The 21,650-nt window shown below is 60.7% G+C and carries 21 protein-coding genes, 1 tRNA gene and 1 pseudogene; 7 read left to right on the forward strand and 16 right to left on the reverse strand.

Annotated elements, in window-relative coordinates; all coding sequences use genetic code 11:
- Positions 1 to 4: 4 nt before the first annotated feature.
- From WG900_RS11115 to WG900_RS11130, 4 genes and pseudogenes are all read right to left on the reverse strand, one after another.
- Positions 5 to 2,524 carry a Z1 domain-containing protein gene (locus tag WG900_RS11115; protein WP_339967137.1) on the reverse strand — a complete coding sequence of 840 codons (2,520 nt, stop codon included), beginning with the start codon at positions 2,522 to 2,524 and terminating at the stop codon, positions 5 to 7.
- A gap of 284 nt (positions 2,525 to 2,808) precedes the next feature.
- A complete protein-coding gene (locus WG900_RS11120; RefSeq protein WP_339967139.1) occupies positions 2,809 to 4,767 on the reverse strand; it encodes a DUF262 domain-containing protein in 1,959 nt (652 codons plus the stop codon).
- Positions 4,764 to 6,149: a DNA cytosine methyltransferase gene (locus WG900_RS11125; RefSeq protein ID WP_339967140.1), complete on the reverse strand. Its 1,386-nt coding sequence runs from the start codon at positions 6,147 to 6,149 to the stop codon at positions 4,764 to 4,766. The genes WG900_RS11120 and WG900_RS11125 overlap by 4 nt, the downstream gene beginning before the upstream one ends.
- Positions 6,150 to 6,892: 743 nt before the next feature.
- Positions 6,893 to 7,021, reverse strand: a pseudogene (locus tag WG900_RS11130) (IS91 family transposase); the annotation flags it as partial.
- Between WG900_RS11130 and WG900_RS11135 the strand changes: the two are divergent.
- Positions 7,010 to 7,384, forward strand: a complete 375-nt coding sequence (locus WG900_RS11135; protein WP_339967141.1) for a DUF2779 domain-containing protein — start codon at positions 7,010 to 7,012, stop codon at positions 7,382 to 7,384. The pseudogene WG900_RS11130 and the gene WG900_RS11135 overlap by 12 nt on opposite strands.
- A 15-nt stretch (positions 7,385 to 7,399) precedes the next feature.
- Here WG900_RS11135 and WG900_RS11140 read toward each other — a convergent pair whose 3' ends face one another.
- Positions 7,400 to 7,615 (reverse strand): helix-turn-helix domain-containing protein, encoded by a 216-nt coding sequence (locus WG900_RS11140; protein WP_339967142.1) that lies wholly within the window; start codon positions 7,613 to 7,615, stop codon positions 7,400 to 7,402.
- A 126-nt stretch (positions 7,616 to 7,741) separates the two neighbouring features.
- On the opposite strand from WG900_RS11140, the gene WG900_RS11145 reads away from it, so the two are divergent.
- Together WG900_RS11145 and WG900_RS11150 are read left to right on the forward strand one after the other, a co-directional pair.
- Positions 7,742 to 8,935: a PDDEXK family nuclease gene (locus WG900_RS11145; protein WP_339967144.1), complete on the forward strand. Its 1,194-nt coding sequence runs from the start codon at positions 7,742 to 7,744 to the stop codon at positions 8,933 to 8,935.
- Positions 8,928 to 9,320, forward strand: a complete 393-nt coding sequence (locus WG900_RS11150; RefSeq protein WP_339967145.1) for a hypothetical protein — start codon at positions 8,928 to 8,930, stop codon at positions 9,318 to 9,320. Before WG900_RS11145 ends, WG900_RS11150 begins: the two co-directional genes overlap by 8 nt.
- Before the next feature lie 108 nt (positions 9,321 to 9,428).
- On the opposite strand, the gene WG900_RS11155 is transcribed toward WG900_RS11150, so the two are convergent.
- The 5 genes from WG900_RS11155 to WG900_RS11175 all read right to left on the reverse strand — a co-directional run bounded on the left by WG900_RS11155 (position 9,429) and on the right by WG900_RS11175 (position 15,034).
- Positions 9,429 to 10,904: an ADP-ribosylglycohydrolase family protein gene (locus WG900_RS11155; protein ID WP_339967147.1), complete on the reverse strand. Its 1,476-nt coding sequence runs from the start codon at positions 10,902 to 10,904 to the stop codon at positions 9,429 to 9,431.
- A gap of 107 nt (positions 10,905 to 11,011) precedes the next feature.
- The gene (locus tag WG900_RS11160) at positions 11,012 to 12,430 is read right to left on the reverse strand and encodes a phage terminase large subunit family protein (RefSeq protein ID WP_339967149.1); all 1,419 of its coding nucleotides are present in this window, start codon (positions 12,428 to 12,430) and stop codon (positions 11,012 to 11,014) included.
- A gap of 1 nt (position 12,431) precedes the next feature.
- A complete protein-coding gene (locus WG900_RS11165) occupies positions 12,432 to 12,872 on the reverse strand; it encodes a DUF5681 domain-containing protein (protein WP_339967150.1) in 441 nt (146 codons plus the stop codon).
- Positions 12,865 to 14,313 carry a site-specific DNA-methyltransferase gene (locus WG900_RS11170; protein WP_339967151.1) on the reverse strand — a complete coding sequence of 483 codons (1,449 nt, stop codon included), beginning with the start codon at positions 14,311 to 14,313 and terminating at the stop codon, positions 12,865 to 12,867. The genes WG900_RS11165 and WG900_RS11170 overlap by 8 nt, the downstream gene beginning before the upstream one ends.
- Positions 14,314 to 14,943: 630 nt before the next feature.
- A tRNA-Ser gene (locus WG900_RS11175) sits at positions 14,944 to 15,034 on the reverse strand.
- A gap of 84 nt (positions 15,035 to 15,118) precedes the next feature.
- On the opposite strand from WG900_RS11175, the gene WG900_RS11180 reads away from it, so the two are divergent.
- The 3 genes from WG900_RS11180 (at position 15,119) to WG900_RS11190 (ending at position 17,071) form a co-directional block, all read left to right on the forward strand.
- Positions 15,119 to 15,523 (forward strand): metallopeptidase family protein, encoded by a 405-nt coding sequence (locus WG900_RS11180; protein WP_339967152.1) that lies wholly within the window; start codon positions 15,119 to 15,121, stop codon positions 15,521 to 15,523.
- Positions 15,524 to 15,648: 125 nt separating this feature from the next.
- Positions 15,649 to 16,656, forward strand: a complete 1,008-nt coding sequence (locus tag WG900_RS11185; RefSeq protein WP_339967421.1) for a peptidylprolyl isomerase — start codon at positions 15,649 to 15,651, stop codon at positions 16,654 to 16,656.
- Positions 16,657 to 16,762: 106 nt separating this feature from the next.
- Positions 16,763 to 17,071 carry a DUF1905 domain-containing protein gene (locus WG900_RS11190; protein ID WP_339967154.1) on the forward strand — a complete coding sequence of 103 codons (309 nt, stop codon included), beginning with the start codon at positions 16,763 to 16,765 and terminating at the stop codon, positions 17,069 to 17,071.
- On the opposite strand, the gene WG900_RS11195 is transcribed toward WG900_RS11190, so the two are convergent.
- Together WG900_RS11195 and WG900_RS11200 are read right to left on the reverse strand one after the other, a co-directional pair.
- A complete protein-coding gene (locus WG900_RS11195) occupies positions 17,068 to 17,745 on the reverse strand; it encodes a peptidylprolyl isomerase (protein ID WP_339967155.1) in 678 nt (225 codons plus the stop codon). The two genes, WG900_RS11190 and WG900_RS11195, sit on opposite strands and share 4 nt — an antisense overlap.
- Positions 17,746 to 17,755: 10 nt before the next feature.
- The gene (locus WG900_RS11200; protein ID WP_339967157.1) at positions 17,756 to 18,280 is read right to left on the reverse strand and encodes a winged helix-turn-helix transcriptional regulator; all 525 of its coding nucleotides are present in this window, start codon (positions 18,278 to 18,280) and stop codon (positions 17,756 to 17,758) included.
- 141 nt (positions 18,281 to 18,421) lie between these two features.
- Here WG900_RS11200 and WG900_RS11205 point away from each other — a divergent pair, with 141 nt between their 5' ends.
- Positions 18,422 to 18,742 (forward strand): CC_3452 family protein, encoded by a 321-nt coding sequence (locus WG900_RS11205; protein ID WP_339967158.1) that lies wholly within the window; start codon positions 18,422 to 18,424, stop codon positions 18,740 to 18,742.
- Here WG900_RS11205 and WG900_RS11210 read toward each other — a convergent pair.
- The 4 genes from WG900_RS11210 to WG900_RS11225 all read right to left on the reverse strand — a co-directional run bounded on the left by WG900_RS11210 (position 18,735) and on the right by WG900_RS11225 (position 21,444).
- Positions 18,735 to 19,376: an HAD family hydrolase gene (locus WG900_RS11210; RefSeq protein WP_339967159.1), complete on the reverse strand. Its 642-nt coding sequence runs from the start codon at positions 19,374 to 19,376 to the stop codon at positions 18,735 to 18,737. The genes WG900_RS11205 and WG900_RS11210 overlap by 8 nt on opposite strands.
- A 92-nt stretch (positions 19,377 to 19,468) precedes the next feature.
- Positions 19,469 to 19,594, reverse strand: coding sequence for a type B 50S ribosomal protein L36 (ykgO, locus tag WG900_RS11215; RefSeq protein WP_004210176.1), 126 nt, complete (start codon positions 19,592 to 19,594; stop codon positions 19,469 to 19,471).
- Positions 19,595 to 19,709: 115 nt separating this feature from the next.
- On the reverse strand, positions 19,710 to 21,092 hold the full coding sequence (locus WG900_RS11220) for a DUF2142 domain-containing protein (RefSeq protein WP_339967160.1): 1,383 nt from the start codon (positions 21,090 to 21,092) through the stop codon (positions 19,710 to 19,712).
- Entirely contained in the window at positions 21,085 to 21,444 is a 360-nt protein-coding gene (locus WG900_RS11225; RefSeq protein WP_339967161.1) for an EamA family transporter, read from the reverse strand. Before WG900_RS11225 ends, WG900_RS11220 begins: the two co-directional genes overlap by 8 nt.
- Between the last annotated feature and the right edge of the window lie 206 nt (positions 21,445 to 21,650).

A 21,650-nucleotide genomic window follows, 5' to 3' on the forward strand; every position in this document is an offset into this window, starting at 1 on the left:
CCTTCTAAACGCTGGTTGCCCCAGCACGGGTGGCTGAAAACTGCTCTGGACCTCCCGCAGGGAGACAGACACCCACTGCGACCGTGGGGTGTTCATCGTTCGAATGTTGATTGACGTAGAAGAGGATTTGACCATCGGAGCCGCTGGGGCGCCACCCAGTGTTGTTGCTCGACGGCACGCCAGCGTGACGGTGGTAGTAGTCGAAGTAGACGTCACCGCGATACTGGGTCGGGCCGGCGTTGGGGTCACTCGCACCCCAAGTGGTCTTGAGTTCGCCTCCGACCACCCTCTTTGTAGTGGTGCGTATGTTAAATGGGAGCTGTGCCAACGGACCTTTGGATACGCTGGCGCCATCTCCGTAACGAATGCCGACCCAAAACCGTGGCTGCTCAGCGTTCTTGCGCGCAAGGTCGGCATAGGACCATCGATCGCCGGGCTGGCCGGTGACGAATAGGCCCGTGATCGACCGAGTGAGGCTGACCGACCAAAGTCTAAGGTAGGCGGCGATGGCATAAGGACAGGTTCGCCTTGGCTGGTCTCCCCTACCATTCCTCACTGGAGGGCGATAGAGAGGTGCATCGGCCAGTGTGGCCACGGCGTTTGCGCGGGCTTCGATACCACTCCAGATGTCTGCATGAAACCCCTCGCTCCCGGGCCGATAATGCGCGAAAGTGAGGCGATCCAAGACGTCGGCGGCCTCGGTCAGTTCGAGCGGAACATCGAGGATCCGGCCCCGCAGCACTTTAGCGACAGTGAGGTCGCTGGACGGCCGGGCGAAGAGTTCAGCCACGATTTTTACATTAGGATCCTGCTGTCCGCTATCATTGATGACTGTAATGAAGGGGCGTGCGCCTGGTGATATTGGAAGGTTGCCCACGCCTGCAATCTTGCCTGTGGCTTCGAAATTGAGGCCCTGCAAGACGGTAGGTTTAGGGGCGCCGGTCATCATGCGCTCGGTGATGGCCGTTCGAACCGCTTCATCGACATCGTGATAGTCACGGAAGAGGGAGAGCTGATCGCTGGAGGCGAAGACACGGCACAGCTCGATATATGACCCGCGGTAGCCGAACCAGCGTTGCATCTGCATCTGGGTGTCTGCCAGCGGATTGGCCGATGAACGCTGAAACAACGCCGTAGTCATCCCTTCCAGTGTCAGTCCCCGGGCCATGACATTCCCTGAGACGAAGATCGTGCAGAGGTCGCGAGCTGCTCTCCATTTTCCGGTCTCTGCATCCTGGATCGGTGTGTAGACGGGGCGATCGTCAGCGTTAGGGTCGCTGTTGACTACGGCGATCCTGGTTCCGGGGATCACCTCCCTGACTAATAGGTCTTCAACCGTCTGCCAGTCCGGGAAACTTGCCGGTGGGAGGACGTCGAACTCTTCCTCGATTACTCTGGCGGAGGCGCGATACTTTTCAAGCCATTGCGCCCACGGGTCGGGGTCTGCCAGTAGTTGTTCCACCAACGTGTGCGGAAGCCTGGCATCTCCCGCTTCGAGCATATTTCGAGCCTTCGCTCGATCCTGAATTCCCGCCCAGAGCAGGAGGTCCTCAGCACCCAGAAAGTGATGCTGGATTGCCGCAGAAGGATGATACAACATCGAGTGGGGCAAAGCCGCGTTAGCGAGGGCTTCTTCCTTGGTGTCGAACTGCTTTGCGAGTGCGGACGCTGGGCCGAGCCTGCCAGAACGGTTTAGGCGGATGGCGCCCGCCACCAAGAACGCTCGGACGGCGTCGGCGAGGTCCTGCTGCACGGAGTTGGTGGTGGGCACGCACAGTTTTGCCGCCTCTGCGCGGCGGTAGAATACCTCGCCGCCGGTGTAGCAAGAACGGATCCCCGCGGCCTCGGGGTAAGTCGATGATCGAGGGGCATTGAGACTGCCAGGGTTGGCTGTATCTACTGGATGGCCGACGTCGAGTGGCGTGCGAAGAGAGATCAGGAAGTCTCGTGGCGCCAAGGGGTTGTGATCCTCCTGAAGAAGGTTGGCTTGGGGAGTCGCCGTGTAGGCGATGTAGGTCGAAAACAGATTTTCAGGCGACCCTTGAGGAGGATCCCAGAGGTTGGCGATTGCACGTGGGATCTGCTTTAGACTGCCGTAAATGGGGTCCTGCGAGGCCTCAACGTTGGCATCGAGAATCGAGCCATCGTCGGCCTCGTCGTCAAGTACGAGCATGTGGACGGGGCGACCAAGCTCCTTAATCTCTTTGAAAACGTTGTCGCGGAGGCTTGCTCCCAAGGCATGCAAATGGTCAGTCTGCTTCATTGCCACGATGATAAGAGGCCTGCCCTGAATCAGCCGTGTTCGAACCTCTGCCGACGGCAAACGATAAGTGGTTCTCAGCGGGTGGGTCTGTTCTGACAGAGCAATGCCACGCTTAGGGCATAGCAGGCGGCGCTTAATCTTCTGTGCATTGTCCACGCCCGAGTCCAATTGCTGCGCCAGCCTCTCATAGGTCTGGCGCCACAAGGAGAGGCGGGTCCCGGCGAGTACGACGATTATGTCGAGGCCGTTGTCGATGGCCAAGGCTGAGACACCCAGCATAGAAGCAGTTTTGCCAGACTGGACCGAACCCATGACAAGTCCCGTGCGCGAGCGGCGGAATGCCCACTCTTCGGGCTTAGCGGTGTCGGTTACCAATATCCCGTACTTCAGAATGTAGCGAGAGTCCGCTTCAACTGAAGCACGCGCTGTGTCAGTCAATCCGACGAGTTGAGCCTTGTACCTCTCCCACCATGAGTCCGCTTCTTGGGGAGAGGGTGGATTGAAGTAGACGTTCTCGACGAGTTGGGAATGTCCTGGCACCGCTTTCAACTTTTCGGCTTGATGCGCATCCGCTGCAACGATGCGTAGCCGGAGGTCCCGAACTGCAGACGTATTGCCTCAGCTGCTTGATCAGGGTCCAGTCCCAGTATTTCGAGGAGACTTGTGGTGATTTTGGCGATGTAGTCCCACTGGGTTTTGGTCTGCGTCTTTTCGGGGCGTTGCCAGTCCGCGGATTCCTCGCTCGCCGTTCGGATAGCATCTGCATTGGCCTCGATGCGGCCCTCGATGTCGTCTGGCGAGGCCGCCAAGGCCATGGTAATGCCAACGAGGGAACCTACGAGTTGGAGTTCCTGCCACTTGGCTCCCTTGCCGCCATCCTTGAAGCGATCAGACCACAACTCATCGTGCGATGAGTGGAGTTCCACAGCCTTTAGCAGCAGCGAGAACAGCCTGGTTAACGTCGATGATTGGGTTAGGGGATGCGAACCATTCTTCTGAATAGCCTTAAGCAAATCGTCGATGTTGCGGCTAGTCGATGCCAAGTCTTTCTCTTTGATGCCCTCTGTGGTGACCTCCTTGCTGTCGTGCACTAAGACCGAGATGACCCAAGCGAGAACCTTAGTGCGTTTGTAGCGTGTGCCCCCAAAACCGTAGTCCGTTAGCGCGGCACCTAGGCGGCCAAGATTGTCAATACCGGCAAGCGATTTGGAAATTTTGGCGACATCAGTGTTTGGGTCGGCGTCGCCGGCGGCGGCAAGGGTCGCGCGAGTAAGTTCGACCTCGTGGTAGACGGCGTTCCGGATCTCCTCAGCATTCAAGTGTACGCCCTGCTTGTTGTAGAGGCGAAAGACCTCATGGATTTGGGCTTGGCTGGCCTGAGTATATTCAATGACGGGAACGGTGTAGTCCACCGGGTCCTCGAATAACGCTTCGACGACAATTTGCTGATTAGCGACGTTGATCTCCCGACCCTTAATCTGCGTGTAGTACTTTCCCCGGAGAGGTTCGAGGTAGGGGCCAACCAGCCCGCCGTCTCCGGTCGTTCGCAGCTTGAATGGGAAGTAATATTCGTTCTCATCTGTGGATTTGAGTGGGCTACCTTCTAGCGCTTTCCAAGCACGGCGAAACGCAGGGTAATCGTCATCGAATAGATCTGTCAGATCCCTCTTGCCCTGGTCATCAAGACGTCCTTCATCGTTGAATTTTTTATCTTTGTGCCGAGCGGTGACCTCTGCAACCTTCTGCTTAGCGACGGGGTGCTTTCCCACAAACCGGAGGATGGCCGTGAGCCTCTGCTTGCCGTCGACCACCTCATGCGGCGTAGATGGTCCGGTTCGCAGCAGAATGACGGATGGCAAAGGAACACCACGCAGGATGGACTCCATCAGGGACTGCCTGTCGCCATTAGCCCATACGTCACCACGCTGGTACGACGGCGTCAGGTTTGGGGGCTTCTTGGTAAGTTGGAAGATCGGCCATACTGCCGCCTTTGCCGTGACCGGCTCCGGGGTCACCGCTTCGTCGCCCGCGTCGATCTCGGCCCACGCGTCCGCCCACGACTGGGTAGCGCTTCCGCGGTTAGTGCCCTTGGTCTCAAGTTCTTCAAGATAATTCTTCTGAAGCCGTACGGCTGCATCCACGCGCTCGTTAAGGCGCTCGAGCGCGCAAAGACTGAGCGGCGGGTTGGCACCTCCGGGAGCAAGGAGGTCGTTGGGTTCTAGGTCGAATTCATCGATTAGTGCCTGAAGGAATCGTTCGCCGCCTGTTATTGGAAGGTCCTCGCTTAGGCTCAGCCAGCCTTGAACCTCAGCGATTTTGTTCATCCACGCGTCCGAGGTAAAGTCGACGTCATCGCTGCTGAAAATTGACGAAACGGGATCAACGCCGTTCGGCGTGTCAGAAGCCTCGGAGAGAGTTGCCAGCCCTTCGGCAATGCTTTCTAGGAAAAGGCCCCGCGGGTCTTCCTCGTCGCAGTCGTTTTCATGTTCGATGTGATCAGTCATTCAGCAGCTCTTAACGGTTCGAGGTCAGAGGTGATGCTCGAGGGAGGCCGGATGAGCCCTTGCAACAACCGTTCAGCTATTGCTTTGACAACGCGAGCGTTCACTGCATTCCCCAAGGCCTTGTACGCGTCGATGTCGGACGCGGGCAGCTGGATACCTCCGAGACTCTGAAGCTCAGCGCATTCGGCTGGTGTCATGTAACGGCGTTCGCCGGCGAGGTTAGCACCGAGAATGGGCACTTGGGTCTGCGTGAAGGCGATGAGACTTGGGGAGGTGGTGGGACGCTTGACTCGCAGTCCTGACGCACGCACCTGTAGTACGAAGTTGTCAATGTCACGGTCCTCACCCTGCGCATTCCACTCCATCTTCTGAAAGCTAGACGGGAAGCTTTGTGGGCTCCATCTTGCGATCCAGGGATCAATCCAGTGGCGGTTTGCCTGGTAAAACTCGCGATTTTGCCTGATAAAAGTCCGCTTCCACTGCGGGAAATTCAAATCGGCCGGGCGGTTAGCGTGGCTAGGTATCCTCGCAGTTTGTTCGTCGAGCGCGCAGTCAAGGGACTGGCCGAAGCTGCCCTTGAAACCCATCCGACTAAGACCCCGCACAGGTCTGCGAACCCAAACCCCTGCTGGAGTCTCGTCCTGGAAGGGATAGGTTGCCCCAAACTCCATCGACCAGATCGGGAAAGAAGGCAACTTCAGCGAAGTCGGTGAGCGGCGCAGGAAGTCGCCCCACATGTCAATGGCACGCAGTGTCTGTTCGGGGATGGCGCGCCCGGAATGCCCTCTCTGACTCAGCACCCACTGGATTTCGGTTGAACCTTTATGCTTCGCTGGCCACTCAAAATGATCGAGCCCCTGAAGTGATCCTACGAAGTATGCGCGGTCTCGTACCTGTGGGATGCCGAAATCGTGGGGGGAGAAGTGCTCTACTGCGACGGAGTAGCCAAGCTCCTCCAACAGGCGAATGATCGTGATACTGGTGCGGCCGCCGTCGTGCTTGAGGATATTAGGCACATTCTCCAAGATGAAGTGTGGTGGCCTCTTGACGCGCAAAATGTCGTGCACCTTGAAGAAGAGATTGCCCTGACTTGTGTCCTTAAAGCCCAACTGGTCTCCTGCTTTAGAGAAAGGTTGGCAAGGGAAACCCGCGGTAAGGACGTGGTGATCTGGCACGTTGAGAGATATTATTTGGTCGCTGCTCAACTCATTAAGGTCACCCCAAGCGTCGACGCCGAAGTTGAACTTATAGAGCGCCTTCAGTTTGGGCTCCCTCTCTGCAGCGAACACACCACGCCCCTCCAACTCATTGAGGGCGACGTGGAACCCCCCCAGCCCAGCGAAGAGGTCGACGAAATGGAAGGCCTCTTTACTAGTTCTCATTACCTCAGCGCAGTCCGCCTCTGCCTAATCGGGCAGGATCCCTCTTGATTTGCTCAGCGATCTAGCGACATTTCTCGCAGTATGTCCAACGGCTTCTTGATTTCCACGCGGAGTTGTCCCCGGGGGACGCGCAAGGGAGACGGCCTAGACTCGGCCACTCCAAGCCTGATCGAATCTATTCCGCGCAACCCCAATTTCCCATTCTGTTGCATCGACGAGCGCCTCCGGGATTTTGATGAGTAAGGCAGTGGGGCAGAAAAGTGCTCAATGTCGGCCGTGCTTCCCCGCCACTTCAACAAGATGAACGAACGGCAACTTCATGATCGGCGGAGCGGGCCCGGAATGGCCGGGATGGGGGCGCCTTCCTGATGGTCTGCTTCGGAGCGCTCCATCGGCAGCTTCGGTCAGGAGCAGACGTTCGCCCTAGCTGATCTGAACGACTGGGTCTGTGAAGGGTTTCGGGCGCTTGCGTACGAAAGCCTCCAGTGCAGGAACCCGCGGGCCCCACGCACTGGTCTATGGGTAAATAGGCTTTGGGATGGTCCTGGCTGGTAAGCGTTGCCGCGCCGGTAGTGCCATCATTGGTTGGATCAGCGTGATTTTGCCCGGCGTCAGACCGCCAGCGGCGTTGGCCTTGCGGCCCAGTATGCGCTGCGCCGTGTTCAATCCCGGGACAGGCACGCGCGGGGGCATCGGCCGATGCGCCATGGGCGCGACCGTCATGCAGGCTAAGCCATGCCGGATCATGGCGCGTTCTCCCGGAGTGGCGGCGTCGGTGATGGCGGCGCGCGTGCCTGGCACCAGCGGGCGAAGGTGTCGATGATGGTCATGTGTCCACCGCAGCATGGGCATGGCGGGCGGTGATCGCATGGCACGCCGGGTTCGAGCATAGCCGCCTTCTGGAACTCGCCGCTCTATTCCCTGACCTGGCCCCCGCCCTGACCAGCCTGGCCGAGCGGTTGGTCGACCCTTTGCCAGTAGCGCGGCGCCATTACTACCACCGCGACATGATGGGCAGCTGGTCACTGAAGAGCGTGCTGCCTACGCTCGACCCGGAAGGCTACAGCAGCCTGGTCGAGGTCAGGTCCGGTACCGATGCCCAGGCGGGCTATCTCGAAGCAATCGATCCCGCCACACAGCCCGAGCGTCAGGAATTTCTGCAAGGCGCCCTGCTCGACTATTGCCGCCGTGATACCGAAGCGATGATGATCGTGCTGGATGCGCTGACACGGTAGCCGGCACGCGCAGTGCTACTGGCGCCGGGAGGCCCTGGCAAAGGCCGCCGCCTTCGCGCTGTCGAGCAGGTCCGCCGGATCAACCTGAAGCGCGCCTGCGATGCGAGCCAGCACCAGGGCCGAGGGATTGCGCACGCCGCGTTCGACACCGCTGATATAGCCGCGATCGAACCCGCTATCGGTGGCAAAATCTTCCTGCGTGATGCCCAGTTCTGCGCGCAGGCGCCTCACGTTCCAGCCAATGCGCACGCGGATGTCCATACCGCGCAGGGATCATGCAGTGCGGCTGATCAGCCCACGACTTATAAGTCTCATTTTGACTGGACTGCCCCACGCACTTCGAGCACAGCTGTCGCCATGGCAAGGTCACTGGCAGTTCCGGTTCTGGTGAGGGCGGACAACCTCCGCTCCCCCCTCGAGCGCATTCACCTGGGCAACGGGACCTTCACCGAGAGCTGGCTGCAGGAACTGATCCACCTCCATCCCGCGATCCTGCCGATCCCGGACATCGAGCCCGGGTTTGGCGAACTGATTGCCGCGGCCCGGGAGGTCCCTTGCGGGCATGGCATCATCGACAACCTTTACCTCACGCCCACCGGCGACATCGTGCTGATCGAGACCAAGCTGTGGCGCAACAGCCAGATGCGCCGCGAGGTCGTGGGGCAGGTGCTCGACTATGTAGCTGCGCTGACGTCGATGTCGTTTGAAGCCTTCGAGGCTGCGGTCGCGCGCGGTCAATCGGCGCCTGAACGGCTCTACGACCTTGTTGCTGACAATCCCGAAGCGCTCGACGAGCCAGCCTTCATCGATGCCGTCTCGCTCAATCTTCAGCGCGGACGGATGCTGGCGATTGTTCTGGGCGATGGAATCCGCAGCGAGACCGAGGCGCTGAGTGGCCTGCTGCAAAGCCACGCCGGAGCGCATTTTACGTTCGCACTGGTTGAGCTGGCGACATGGCGCAACAACGAGACCGGCGACATCCTCGCGATTCCAAGCACGCTTGCCAAGACGGTGATGATCGAGCGCGGGATTGTCCGGCTCGAGCGGGGCAGAGCGGTCATCGAACCGGTACCGCAGGATGCCCCGCAGAAGGCCCAGTCGATCAGCATGGCCCAGTTCTGGGAGAAGCTTGCCGAACAGGACCCGGCCTTGCCATCGGCGATCCGCACTTTCCTGGCCGCTCTTGAGCCGCTGGGTGTCTACGCCGACCTCAAGGCCAGTCTCAATCTCAAGGCCGACCTTGCGGACTGCGAGAAGCCGATCAACTTCGGCTACATCGCCAAGAACGGCCAGTTCTGGGCGAACCCCGCGGCCTGGAGCCTCCCCGACAGGATTTGGCGGCAGTACTTCGCGACGCTTGCTTCGCTGGTTGGCGGCGCGGTGATCGACGAACCTGGCAACAGCTTCGTGGCCGTCAAGGGCAGGTCGGCGCCCCGGATCGGGCAGCTGCTGCCGGCGCATCACGACGACTTCGTTGCCGCGATCGAAACCGTGATCCGTTCGGTCAATGACGCCAATGCCGACAGCGCTGAGCGAGTAACCCATGGCTGAACCCGCGTCATCGGCACTCCGGTTCACGCTCGAGCGGGACTCGTGGTACGGACTGACCATGTACCCGGGATACGGCGATCAACCCTACCATTCGCCGATACGGGTCGATGGAATTGACCCGCTCGGACAACGCCGGTTCGAGCTCCGCTTCCTCAACCTGGGTTACGCGCAAGGCGTCCAGTGCTTCCATAAGGTCCTGCGCACCCTGCGCCGGGCCAATTCACATCTGGTCGCCGAAGAGACCGAAGTCGAAGACCGCACCTATGTGATCATGGCGCTTACGCCCGGGTGGATGTCTGCAAATCTGCGGGACGTGATTAGTCGGCACCTGTTCGATCAACGCGGGCAACCGATCCCTCGCGCGTTTCTGGCATTGGCAGGATGAGGGCGGCCCGTTGAGGTAACAGGTGAGCTGAAGTCTACTCAGCGGCCCGTTGATTCGAGCAGCAGCAGCCCGCTCGTTTTGCGCCTGGTGCAAATCGGGAAGACTAGCTCAGTCCGGCGTCATGCTGCAGTCAAACAGCGTGGCGGCGAGCTTCTCGAGCCGCTCCCGCCAGGCAAGCTTTTCCAGCCATTCGCGGGGGATTGCATCGGCGCCATACAGCGCGCCTGCGAGCTGCCCCGCAATAGCCGCGGTGGTGTCTGCGTCGTCACCCAGATTTGCTGCGGTCAGCACCGCGCCGCGAAAGTCGCTGGTCCGTCCGATCGCCCATAACGCAGCTTCGAGCGATTCAACCACATAGCCGCCCGAGCGCACCGAAGTTCGCGCCTTGCCGCGCCAGGAGCCGCGCACGACTTTTGCCACAGAGCCAGCATAGCCGTCGCTTTGCTGCGACAGCACGCCTTCGCGCGGCACCCCGGCGATCGCATCGGCCAGCATGCCCGCATATGCCGCGCATGCGCTCACAGCCTCAGGCGCGCCATGCGTGGTGCGGCTCTGGTCGATGGCCACCTGCCGCAAAATGGAGTGGTCGCGCCAATAGCGGATTGCGACCGGCGCGAGGCGCATGAGCGAACCGTTACCGGCAGTTTGGGGGTCAATCGAACCGGCGAACGGATCCCCGGTCCGCTCAAAGCGGCCAAGTGCGGCAGACGTTGTAACCCCGATGTCGAAACATGAGCCGGTGCAGGAGTACTCGCCCTCTCGCCGCCAGGCCACGAACCGATGCATCAGGTCAGTTGGACTGAACGGATCGCAGTGCGCGAGGCTCTCGGCGAGCGCGAGCGCCATAGCTGTATCATCGGTCCACTGCCCGGGCTTGAGACTGAACGGGCCGCCGCCGACAATATCGGTAAGCGGGGGGTAGGTGTCGCGGCCCTTGAACTCGAGTGTGGTGCCAAGCGCGTCGCCTACTGCAAGGCCGAGTAATGCACCGACGGCGCGATCGCGGATAGCTTCGTCATCTGTCCGCGGCGTCGGCCCGGCAACCGGCCCTGGCAGACGATGGACATATTGCATCTGCTCTTGCGTTTCGAGAGCGCCGGGGCGGACATCCCGCACCTGCGCGATTGCATGGGTCGGCGACATTCCCAGTTCGACCAGCAGCCGCGCAGCGATCGTTCCTGCCCGCCCGAGCCCGCCCTTGCAGTGAACCACGACGTCGAACCCATCCCGCAGCCGTGCATGCAAGCCAGGGCTTGCTTCGCACCATCGCCGTTCGAACGCAGAGCTCGGCGTTCCCATGTCGGCAATCGGGAGGTGCACCCACTCCATATGTTGCCGGCGCACCTCATCGCCCAGGCCTCGAACCGCAAGCTCTTCGAACTCATGATCTTCGATCAGCGTGACCACCGCGGCGGCACCAAAGTCAGCAATCGCCTCGACATCGAGCTTGAGGTCACGCTGCCACGAACCCGTCAACGCGGAGGGCTGCTGTTTGCCCGGGCAAAACGTGATCCCCACCCGGCCAAAGCCGGGAGCGGGCCGAACCGAAGCGATCTCCAGCGGGTGTGAAATGCTTGTGCGCATGTGCTTGGCAATGGCTTGGAAGTTGCAGCAAGTCGAGCAGTTCTGGGTACGACGACCACTGCTGAAAATGTTTCTGTAGCGCGTAGGGCAATCATGCTGGCCGCGCTTCAAGCCAACATCTTGAGCCGGTGGTGAAACGTGTGAGCGTCGGTCGCTGACAAAAGTTGCACCGTTGAGTCAACCTGATCGTTGAATTTTGAGTGCGGAAACTGAAAGAGCTCGGACTCATAAGCCGGCAGCCAGTCGGCTTCCCGGGGCAGCCACACCAGGCCTTGCTCAAACTTGACGGACTGCTGTTCGGCACGTTCGACCTTGCCCTTTGCAGGGCCTTTATAGAGCAGCCACAGGACTAGCCCATCCTTGTTGATCTCCTCAATCAAGCTGATGCCGCTCGCCGCCTTTTCAACGATAACGATTGTCGCGTTCCACTTGGCCTTCAGGGCATAGACCTGTTTCAGGAGATCGGAGAAGGCCGGGCGATCGCGCCAAACGTCCAGCAAATGGTAACCGTCCGGGCATTTCGCCCACGTTGTGCAAACCGTGTAGGAGTTTGTTTCATCGCCCTGATATGCGGTATCCCAGCTCTGGATTATTGCCTCGATTTTTTCGGGCCCGGGCCGCTTGTCATCGCGATTGATCCAGGAGTTCTTGAAAATCGCGCCGCCAGGGAGAATGGGCCGCTGATTGAACTGGGCTTCGAAATCGTGCTCGCCCATTTCCTTCTTGAGCAGGGCCAGATCCATCTCGTCGTGGCGCGAAGGCTGAAGGATGCGGCCTGCGTCAAACCTGGCCTTCAAACCATCGGCGACGATGTCATAGTTCTGCTGCACAGGATTGATCGCGGGCAGTACCAAGGTTTCCCAACTTCCTATCTCGATAAGATGGCCCGGCAAATCTTCGGCATGGAGGCGCTGGGCTACGGCAATGATTTTACCCTCTTTCGGATTGTCGAAGCGGGTATGAATCGAAGAGTTGAACCAATCGACACAGTTTTGGCGAGCCGTAGGGGAATGCGCCTCATTAGCCTTGAGCGGATCGTCGATGATGATGATGTCGGCACCACGACCTGTGAGCGTAGCTCCGATCGAAGTTGCAAAACGGTAGCCGCCCGCAGTTGTACCTATCTCGGTAACAGTCTGCTTCTTCGGATCGAGGACAGTTCCCGGAAATATGCGCCGATACCAGGACGAGCGCATCAATCGCAGCGTATCGGCACTGAACTTCTCAGTCAGCTGCGCACCATATGAAACGCAGATAATACGTGCCGCAGGGTTCTTGCCGAGCAGCCACGCGGTATAGGCGAGCGATATCAGATAAGTTTTCAGGTAGCGTGGCGGGATGCAGACGAGGGCGCGCCGCACCGTGCCAGCATATACCTTTTCGAGAAGCCGACAGATGATATCGATATGGGCTGATTGGTCGAGCTGACGCGATTCGATCACGGGGAAAGCACGGATCGCGAACGAGCGAAAATCGCTTCGACATAAGCCGTCGACGATCCGTTGAAGGTCAAGCGCATCAGTCACGTTATGAATCCGGCGCTTTCTTGAATACTTTGAATTTCTCGCGCAGGGCCAGCCAGGCCTCGAACGTCGCTTGGTCTGCGGCCGATTCCTCTGGAGACGGAAGCGCTACTTCTGGAGGGTCGAATTTCTCGTCGAGTTCCTTTTGTATCTTGAATGCGTTGAGGTCGCCGCTAGCGGACTTTTGAGCAAGCTGATGATAGGCCAGCTCCTTTTTGGTCATGGTCTTCGGCTGGCCATCCACCTGCGCTGTGATTTTCACCTCGAACGCCTCCTTGTAGAGGGTTTTCTGGTTCTTTGATCCCTTCGGTCGGCCTTTCGGGTTGGGGGACGGTCCACCCTTTTGCCACCAGCTATCCGGGTCGGTTTTGCCTTTGCCCCATTTGGACGATTGGTCGGACTTCACGGGCTTGGACGGCTTTGAAGGCGGGCCGGATTTAGACATCTCCAATCTCCACCTGATGCTCAGCGCGCTGCTCCAGCAGTTCGGCAAAGGTCAGTCCACTATCGATGTGCACCGCGTTTTCGCCGGTCAGCGCCTCCCAGCGGTTAATCGCGCGGTCGACATATTTTGGATCGAGTTCGATGCCGTAACCCACCCGGTCGCATTGCTCGCAAGCTATGATTGTTGTCCCGGAACCCATGAAAGGATCGAGAACTGAATCTCCCGGTCGGGTAACATCGAGAAGTGCATCGACAACGAGTTCGACGGGCTTCGGGGTTGGGTGATCGGCCAAGGCGAGACTGGCAGATGAACCCCGCCTGTTCGCACCTGCATAGGTCCAGACATTTGTGCGGTCACGTCCGTGGACGCCAAGCTCGACATTGTTGGTTATCGGCGTTTTGCCATTGCAGAAGACCGTGATAAGTTCGTGGGCCGAACGGTACAGGCCGCCCATCCCGCCCGAGCCCTTGTTCCAGACCGCCATATTGATCCGATGAAGGCCGGCCTCGCTACCAGCTGTCAAAAGCAGTTCGATCTGCCGCCAGTCCATACAGGCGAATACAACAGCGCCGGGACTGCTGAACGTGCGGCAAAGCTGCAAATAGGTGGCCAGGAACATGGCAAATTCTTCAGCGCTCTCTTTACCTGCAAATTTGATGAAATCCTCATGCTTGTGCTTGCCGAGACCGCCGACGAAGCCTTCGATCTTGCAGTTATAAGGGGGGTCACTGAATATCGCATGGGCGAGGCTGCCGCCAAGGACGCGCCGATACGACCGTTCGTCGAGTGCATCGCCGCATTGCAGCCTGTTTCTGCCAAGCCTGAACATATCCCCGAGCCGGCTTGTGCGGGTCTCAGCCTCAATCTCAGCCTCAGACTCTTCCCCAGCCCCTTCAACGAGCGGCACGAACTTGATCTGATCGATTTCAGGCAGAGTGAAGCCCGTCGAAATCAGCTCGATCCCGTGGGACTCGATGGTGATAATCCTCTCGCGGAGTTTGACGAGATCAAATTTGCCGATCTCACCGATGCGATTAAGCGCCAGCGCGAGTGCCTCTCGCTCAATTGGATCGAGATGGTCGATGACACGGCACTCGATCTCTTCGAGGCCAAGTTTTCGGGCCGCTTCCCAGATCGCATGCCCGGCAACGATAACATTATCCTGGTCGATCAGGATCGGGGTAATCATGCCGAACTTCTTTATCGACCGGATCAAGCTTTCGAGCAGTTGGGGCGTCGTCTCGCGCGTTCGGTTCGCCGATACCGTGAGCGCATCTATCGGACTGGAAAGCGTTTGAAGCCTCGGCTGCAAATCATTCCGACCCGGCATATGGCGGGCTGCCTCAACGTCCTTCGCGGCCTGGTTTGACGAACGGCGTTGTGCCGAAGTCTCTTGCAGCAGTTTCTTCAGCTTTGTCGTTTTACAGATGTCCTTGGCCATGCTCGCTTCCTCCTGTCGGTCATCCGACGGAGGAGGTCAGCGCGCGCCAAGTCCTGCCCCCGATCGGAAAGCAAGACCTGACCCCAGGAAGCTTGGGGCCCACATGCACGACGCTTGGCGCCGCACCGTATCAGGTCAATGTCGAGCCAAAATGGACACGTGCCTTCGGAAAAGCAAGCGCCTCGTAACCTGCCTTTGAATTTTATTCAGCGGGACCCCGCATTTTCGGGTCCGTGATAGCCACCAATTTTTTCCGTGTTCCAATCCTCTATGACCTCCAGCGAACTTCACACAAATCAGGCGATTTAGCCCGGCGACCGCCTCGTTTCCGTGTACTTTTTCGACTTTTCCCTGTTTATCGGGTTGTAACACGGAATGTGTCGCCCGGAATTGGCCCAGGCAGGACGACGTTCATCAGCCAGCTGAAATCGTTGACCATGCTCGGCGATGACCGTTTTGAAGAGATATGCAAAAACGTACCACCGACACAGACCGCAGAGAATGAGCGCCGGGATCAAGGCAAATCGGTGCCGTGAGTTTCTCTCTTGGTACGGAATGTACTGCCAGAGTACGCAGAACAGCGCGAAATTGAGCGGAAGTCGGACGCTCTCATGTCAGAGACAGACTGCGTGGCGGAGCGGGAGGGATTCGAACCCTCGATACGCTTTTGACGTATACTCACTTTCCAGGCGAGCGCCTTCGACCACTCGGCCACCGCTCCGCATGCACTGGAAGGCGCGCCCTAGCTTTATGGGCGGCGATGCGCAAGCGTTGCGGTGGGGGCTTTGCTTCCTATCTTTGAGCCATGAACCGAACCTTTGCCCTGCCGCCCTCGCTGGACGAGATTGATGCCATCGCCCGTAAAGCCATCGAGGACTTGCCCGATGCCTTTCGCGCCCACCTGAACGGGGTGCGGTTGGTGGTGGAGGACTTTCCTGACGAGGCGACGCTGGCAGGGCTGGGCGTTGATGATCCCTATGACCTGACCGGGATCTACGAAGGCGTGCCGGTGGGCGAGAAGTTCCTCGCCGTCAGCGGCGTGATGCCGGACCGCATCCGGCTGTTCCGCTCCCCCATCCTCGATGAATGGATTGCGCGCGGGGATGAGACGCTGGAGCATCTGGTGAGCCATGTGCTGATTCATGAGGTCGGGCATCATTTTGGCCTGTCTGATGCGGACATGCACGGGCTGGAGGAAAGCTCGCGGTGAGTGGCCCACCCCGCTTCGACTAGCCTCACCTGCGGTTCGGACAAGTCTCGCTCCCTTCCCGCTTGCGGGAGGGGTCGGGGGTGGGCCTGGTTGCAATCAAGCGCGATGCTGGCAGGATGCGCGGCATGCAGAAGACCTTCACCGCCCTCACCCTCGCCCTGATCGCCGCCGCACCCATCGGTGCGCAGGACAAGCCGGCCCCCGCGCTCGCCCCGTCGGAGATCGTCGCAGCTGCGCCAAAGGCGGACTGGACGACAATCGCGCCGTCAGATCTGCTGGTCATGGACCTTGCCCCGGACGCCGAGGGCAAGCCACGCCGCGTGGTGATCCAGCTGATGCCGCCGCCGTTCTCGCAAGGCTGGGTCGGCAATATCCGCAAGCTCGCCGCCGCGCGGTTCTGGGACGGGACGAGCGTGAACCGGGTGCAGGACAATTATGTCGTGCAGTGGGGCGATGCGACCGAGAAGAAGGCGCTACCGGCGGGTTTGGCCAAGGTGCCGGAGAGTGCGTATACGATCAGCCATGCAGATATGACCAAAGTGTGGGTTGGAGGATCTTCTGAGGCTGAAATCAGGGACTTTTTTGCGAAAAGAGAAAAATCGAAGGTACGGGAAAATATTCTCGCGATCCGAAATGCCATTGGCGGTGACAGCTATGCACTCCAGTCGGCGCCATTTATGGGCTGGCCGGTTGCTCATGATAATCTGGATTTCGAAGCTCGTGCTTGGCCCGTCCACTGCTACGGCATGGTCGGCGTAGGTCGGAACCTCTCGCCCGACACCGGCACCGGCGCGGAGCTTTACACCGTGATCGGCCACGCGCCGCGCCACCTTGATCGCAACATCGCGGTGGTCGGCCGGGTGATCGAAGGGATCGAGCACCTCTCCTCGCTGCCGCGCGGGACGGAGGCGCTGGGGTTCTACAGGACCGCAAAGGAGCGGACGAAGATTCGCTCGGTCCGCATCGGCAACGAAGTGGCGGGCCTGCCCACCTATGAATTCCTCTCCACCGAGAGCGGCAGCTTCGCGCAATACGCCGATGCGCGGGCCAACCGGCGCGATGCCTTCTTCATCCGGCCGGCGGGCGGTGCGGACGTTTGCAACATCCCGGTGCCGGTGCGGCGCGTGAAGTGAGATCGCTTCGCAGCCACCCAGTTCGTCATCCCCTCGCAGGCAGGGATCCATCCAGGCCGGCGTCGATGGATCCCTGCCTGCGAGGGGATGACGAGGTAGTTTGGTGATGGAGATACTCACCCACACCGGCACCCTGTGGCGCTGGACCGGTGGCACGGGCGGCACCTGGCACTTCATGACCATCGATGGCGAGGCGGGCGAGGCACTGTCCGCCACGGCGCTGATGCGGCGAATGGAGGGGCTGTCGCGCGGGTTCGGATCGCTGAAGGTGCTCGCAACGATCGGCGACAGCGCCTTTCGCACCTCGGTCTTCCCGTCCAAGTCTGAAGGCTGGATGCTCCCCGTCAAGGCATCCGTGCGCAAGGCCGAGGCCCTCGGCGAGGGTGATGCGGTAACGGTGGTGCTAGAGCTTTAGGGCTTTGGCAGGGATGGCGGTGGCACCGGCGCAACCGCTGCCCGCCGCACGGTGAGAATCTTTACCGGAACGTCGATCATCGAGCCCTTCATCGAGCCCTGACCTTTTGTGGCACTCAGCGGCGAATCCCAGATCTTGCGGACCACGTCCATACCGCTGGTGACTTTGCCGAACACTGCGAAGCCGGCCTGGGCATCGGGCGTAGTGCCCTTCGGATCAGCGTCGAGCGATTCGAGGTCAGACAGCAGGATCGAGAATTCGGCCATGCCGGTACCCGGCGCATTGCGTGCGAGGCTGACCGCGCCGGCCTTGTGCTTGAGGCCCGTCTGCGTGGTCGGTTCATGCGCCACCGGCGTCAGCGTGCGCTTGCGGTCCATCTGCACCCCGCCCTGAATCAGCCCGTTGGGCGGCGTGCCCCAGGCAAGGCGCATCGAGCGATAGAACGAGGAATTGTCGAGCCGGCGCTGGTCGACATAGCGCAGGATGTTCTCCGTGGTCAGCGGCGCGTGCTTGTGATCGAGTTCGATCTGGATTGTGCCGAGCGTGGTGACGAGGTTGATCGTCACATGGTCCGCGATCGGCGGCGGTGGAGGCGGAGCCCGGCGCTTGGCCGGGGCGGCGGCGGTGAGCGCCAGCAGGAGCGGCGCGGCGATGAGGACGAATCGGCGGTTCATGCGCCCGATCCTAGCAGAGCATGTCACCCCGCCAACCCGGCAGGTCAGCTTCGGCAGGGCCGGAGCACGGCTCGCCAGCCTTGCCGAGGTTCGCCTTATCGAGCCACTGCAGGTCTTCTTTCGCCAGCACACGGCCATCGTGGGCGTGGACGGCGATCGGCTGGATCGGCAGGCAATCGCGCTTGTCGACCAGCACCGGGTTCGACGGCACACCCAGCCCGTATTTCTCGCCCCACTGGCGCAGCGCGAGCATGGCGGGAAGCAGGTCCATCCCCTTGTCAGTCAGGCGGTAAAGGACCTTGCGGCGATCGTCCTCCATCTGCTGGCGCTGGAGAATACCGCTTTCCACCAGCCGCAGGAGCCGGTTGGACAGGATGTTGCGGGCGATGCCGGTGGCGCTGAGGAAATCCTCGAAGTGTTGAACGCCGTTCAATGCGGCGCGCAGGATCATGAAGCACCAGCGATCGCCCATCGCCTCAAGCGCGAGCGGCAGGCCGCAATCCTGATCGTCGAGCTGTTCGCGCACTTTGCCCATGGGGCTGTGTAACGCGTTGTCGGGCACTTGGGAAATTTTGTCGGAAATGGGTTGCATATCGCAACTAACCATTATAAGTATCGATTCGCAACTTAAATCTGCGCGCTCCTCCCCGGACGCGATTGCAACAGGAGAACCGAGATGAAGACCGTGCTTTCGCGGGCAATCCCGCTTGCCATTTTCGCCCATGTCGCCGCCGTTTCGTTTGCCGCTGCCCCGGCCTTTGCTGCCAGCGGCGGCAACGTCGCCACGCTCGCTCAGCCGCTCTCTGCGCCGAAGCAGCAGATCCTCGGTGATGTCCTGTGGAAGTGCGCGGGCGACCGCTGCACGGCGGCAAATTCGGGCGGCCGCCCGGTGCTCACCTGCCAGCGCGTGGCGAAGGAATTCGGCGAAGTGTCGCGCTTTGCTTCGGGTGCCAAGGAATTCTCGGCCGACGACCTGGCCAAGTGCAACGCTAAGTAATCAGGCCCCTAGACCGCAGGTCCGCCGCTAGCCCCTCAGCCCCCCCGGTGAAGTGGTGGACCTGCCACCCCAGACGCGCCGCCGACGTGATGTTGGCGGCGTTGTCGTCAATGAACAGCATGGCTTCGCGCGGCACGCCGAAGCGGCGTTCGGCGAGGTGGTAGATTGCGGGGTCGGGCTTGGCGAGCTTCTCGTCGCCAGAGACAATGACATCGCGGAAGTGCCGGAATACCGGTTCGCGCGCGCGGAAGTCGGGCCAGAATTCCGCCCCGAAATTGGTTATGGCGAACAGCGGCACGCCGCGCGCGGCCAGTTCGTCGACGATCTCGATCGAGCCGGGGACCGGCCCGGGGATCGATTCGCCAAAGCGCGCCGCATAGGCGTCGATCAGATCGGCGTGGTCGGGAAATTCGGCCTTGCGCGCCGGCACCATGACCGACAGCGACACACCCTCGTCATGCTGGAAATGCCATTCCGGGGTGACGACAGTGGTACAGAACCATTCAAGCTCTGCCGGATCGGCGATCAGTTTGGCGAAGAGGTGGCGCAGGTCCCATTCGAACAGGACACGGCCGACATCGAAGACGACCGCTTGAACGGGGGGCGCTTCGACAGGTGCGGGATGACCAGACAATTCACGCACTCCAGACATGACAGCGGCCCGCGCTCCGGCTGGGAGGCGGGCCGTTGACAAACCGGCCGGGAATGGTCCCGGCCCGCAGGGAATTAACCCTGGCGCGCCTTGAAGCGGCGGTTGGTCTTGTTGATCACGTAGGTCCGGCCACGGCGGCGAATCACGCGGTTGTCCCGGTGGCGGCCCTTGAGCGACTTGAGGCTGTTGCGAATCTTCATGGTTTCCTCGGGTGCGGTCGAGCCCGCGAATCTGGTTGGTGCGAGCAAGAACCCGCGAAATTGGAAGCAGCGCCGTTAGTGGCGGGTCGCGGCCGAGTCAAGGCAGATGGAGCGATCAGCGATAAAACGCCTGCGCAATTGCGCCAAGCGCGGTGACATTGGCCAGCACCAACGTCCCGGCGACCACATTGACCAACCACGCTGCCGGCGGCTTTTTCCGGGGCGGCATAAAGCACAGCAGCAAGGGAAGCAGGAAGGGCAGCAGGTAGCGGCCCTGGACGCCGTAGATGTGGCGGGCACCCAGCGGGGTGGCGGCGAGATACATCGACAAGGCGATCACTACGAACACGCCCGCGCAGATCACCAGCGACCAGACCCGCCAGAGCGGTAGCAAGTCGCGCGCGCGCCGGTCTCCCATCCACATCACCAGTGCCAAGGCCGGGAGGGTAAGGAAAAGGCTGGACATCACCGGGCCGACATTGAACCAGGCAAACCATCCCAGGCTCCGTAGGACCAGGTAGAGCCCATGCGGGTCAAAGGTACTGGCGAACGCCTGCGGAAACGCCCAGGGGTGATGCACCATATAGGCGAGCTGCTGGGATGGAACCGCCAGTTGCGGCTTGGACCGCACGACGAGATCGCCGTTGGGCATGACCCAGAGCAGCAGCCCGGCCGCAGCAAGCGCAATGGCAATCAGACTGGGCCAACCAATCCGCAGGCGGCCGCCCTTCTTCGTCAATAGCAACGCAAGACCCGCTAGCGGAAGGTAGACAAATTTGGCCAGCGTGACGACCAACGTCAGCAGCACGGCCGGCACAACGTCTTCACGCTGCCAGGCGCCTGAGAGCACCGCGCGCAGGCACAGCGCGACGAGCCAGGCGCTGGCTCCGATGACCAGACCGTCCTGCCCAAAGGATCCGGCGCAGGCCGCCGTCATCGGCAGCAAGGCGATAAGCATCAGCACCTGCCGCCCTAGCGGCAGGGCGCGCAACGCGAAAAGCAGGAGGACGAAAGTCAGCCCGGCGTTAAGCACCCGGCCCAGCCGCACGATCCATTCAACCGGCAGGTCAAGCGCCCTGCCCGCCCACACCGCCATGATTTGCGGCACATAGCCGACCGGCGAATAGGACACCGAGCCGACAAAATTGGTAAAGACCAGCGGTTCATTTGCCCCGATCGGCGTGGCGCGGGCGAAGCGTTCGCCCCACCCGGTTGGCTGGAATACCTTCTTGTCGTGCGGTTTGGTGCTGCCAAGCTCGATCGCGGCGGCGTGAACCACGCCTGCGGGCAGGTAGCCACCCGAAATCTCGCCCTGCCGCTCACCAATGAGCTGAAACGTGCTGAGTTGCCACGCGCGGAACAGGTGCTGCTGTTCGTCCGGCGTCTGGAACGGCGGCGTGACAAGCGCGAAGAGCAGGTAGAGCGCAGGGGCCAGCCAGGTGAACAGGCGAAGGACCCGCGCGTCCGCTGCCGACACTCCTGCGACCGGATCAGGCACGCGCGGTCACCACCACTCCGGCAACAATCAGCAAGGCGCCGATGATATAGGTCAGGTTGAGCCGCTCGGCGAAGAACGCCACGGCGAGCAGCGGCACCATGACAAAGGCCAGCGCCATGAACGGATAGGCGCGGCTGAGCGGCACTGTCTGCAGAATGTAGATCCACAGCAATGTGCCAAGGCCATAAAGCACCAGCGCCAGCCAGAAACTGGGGATCAGCGCCAGCGCCAACATGTCGGCGCTCGCCTCTCCCGCGCCCTTCAGCTTCAGTGCAGCGACCTTGAACAGGGTCTGTCCCGCAGCCAGCAGCGCCGAAATGCCGAGCAGCGCCGCCACCTGGTTGTTCGTCATGCCCCGACCTCCATGTTGCCCGGCCCAACGTGCCTGCTCGCCTGCGAAGCGCTGATGGCTCATGGCGCGAACCAAGTCGATAGGGGCGGGTGACTTAGCCCCAACCGGCGGGGGCCCAACCGGCAGGGTCCGCTTTGCCGTGCCGAAATCGAGTGACCCCGCCGGTTTGCAGAAAGCTTGCCAAACAGGTAGATGCCCGGCGCATG

Origin of the sequence: Novosphingobium aquae (assembly GCF_037572715.1) — a bacterium.
Lineage (GTDB): Bacteria > Pseudomonadota > Alphaproteobacteria > Sphingomonadales > Sphingomonadaceae > Novosphingobium > Novosphingobium aquae.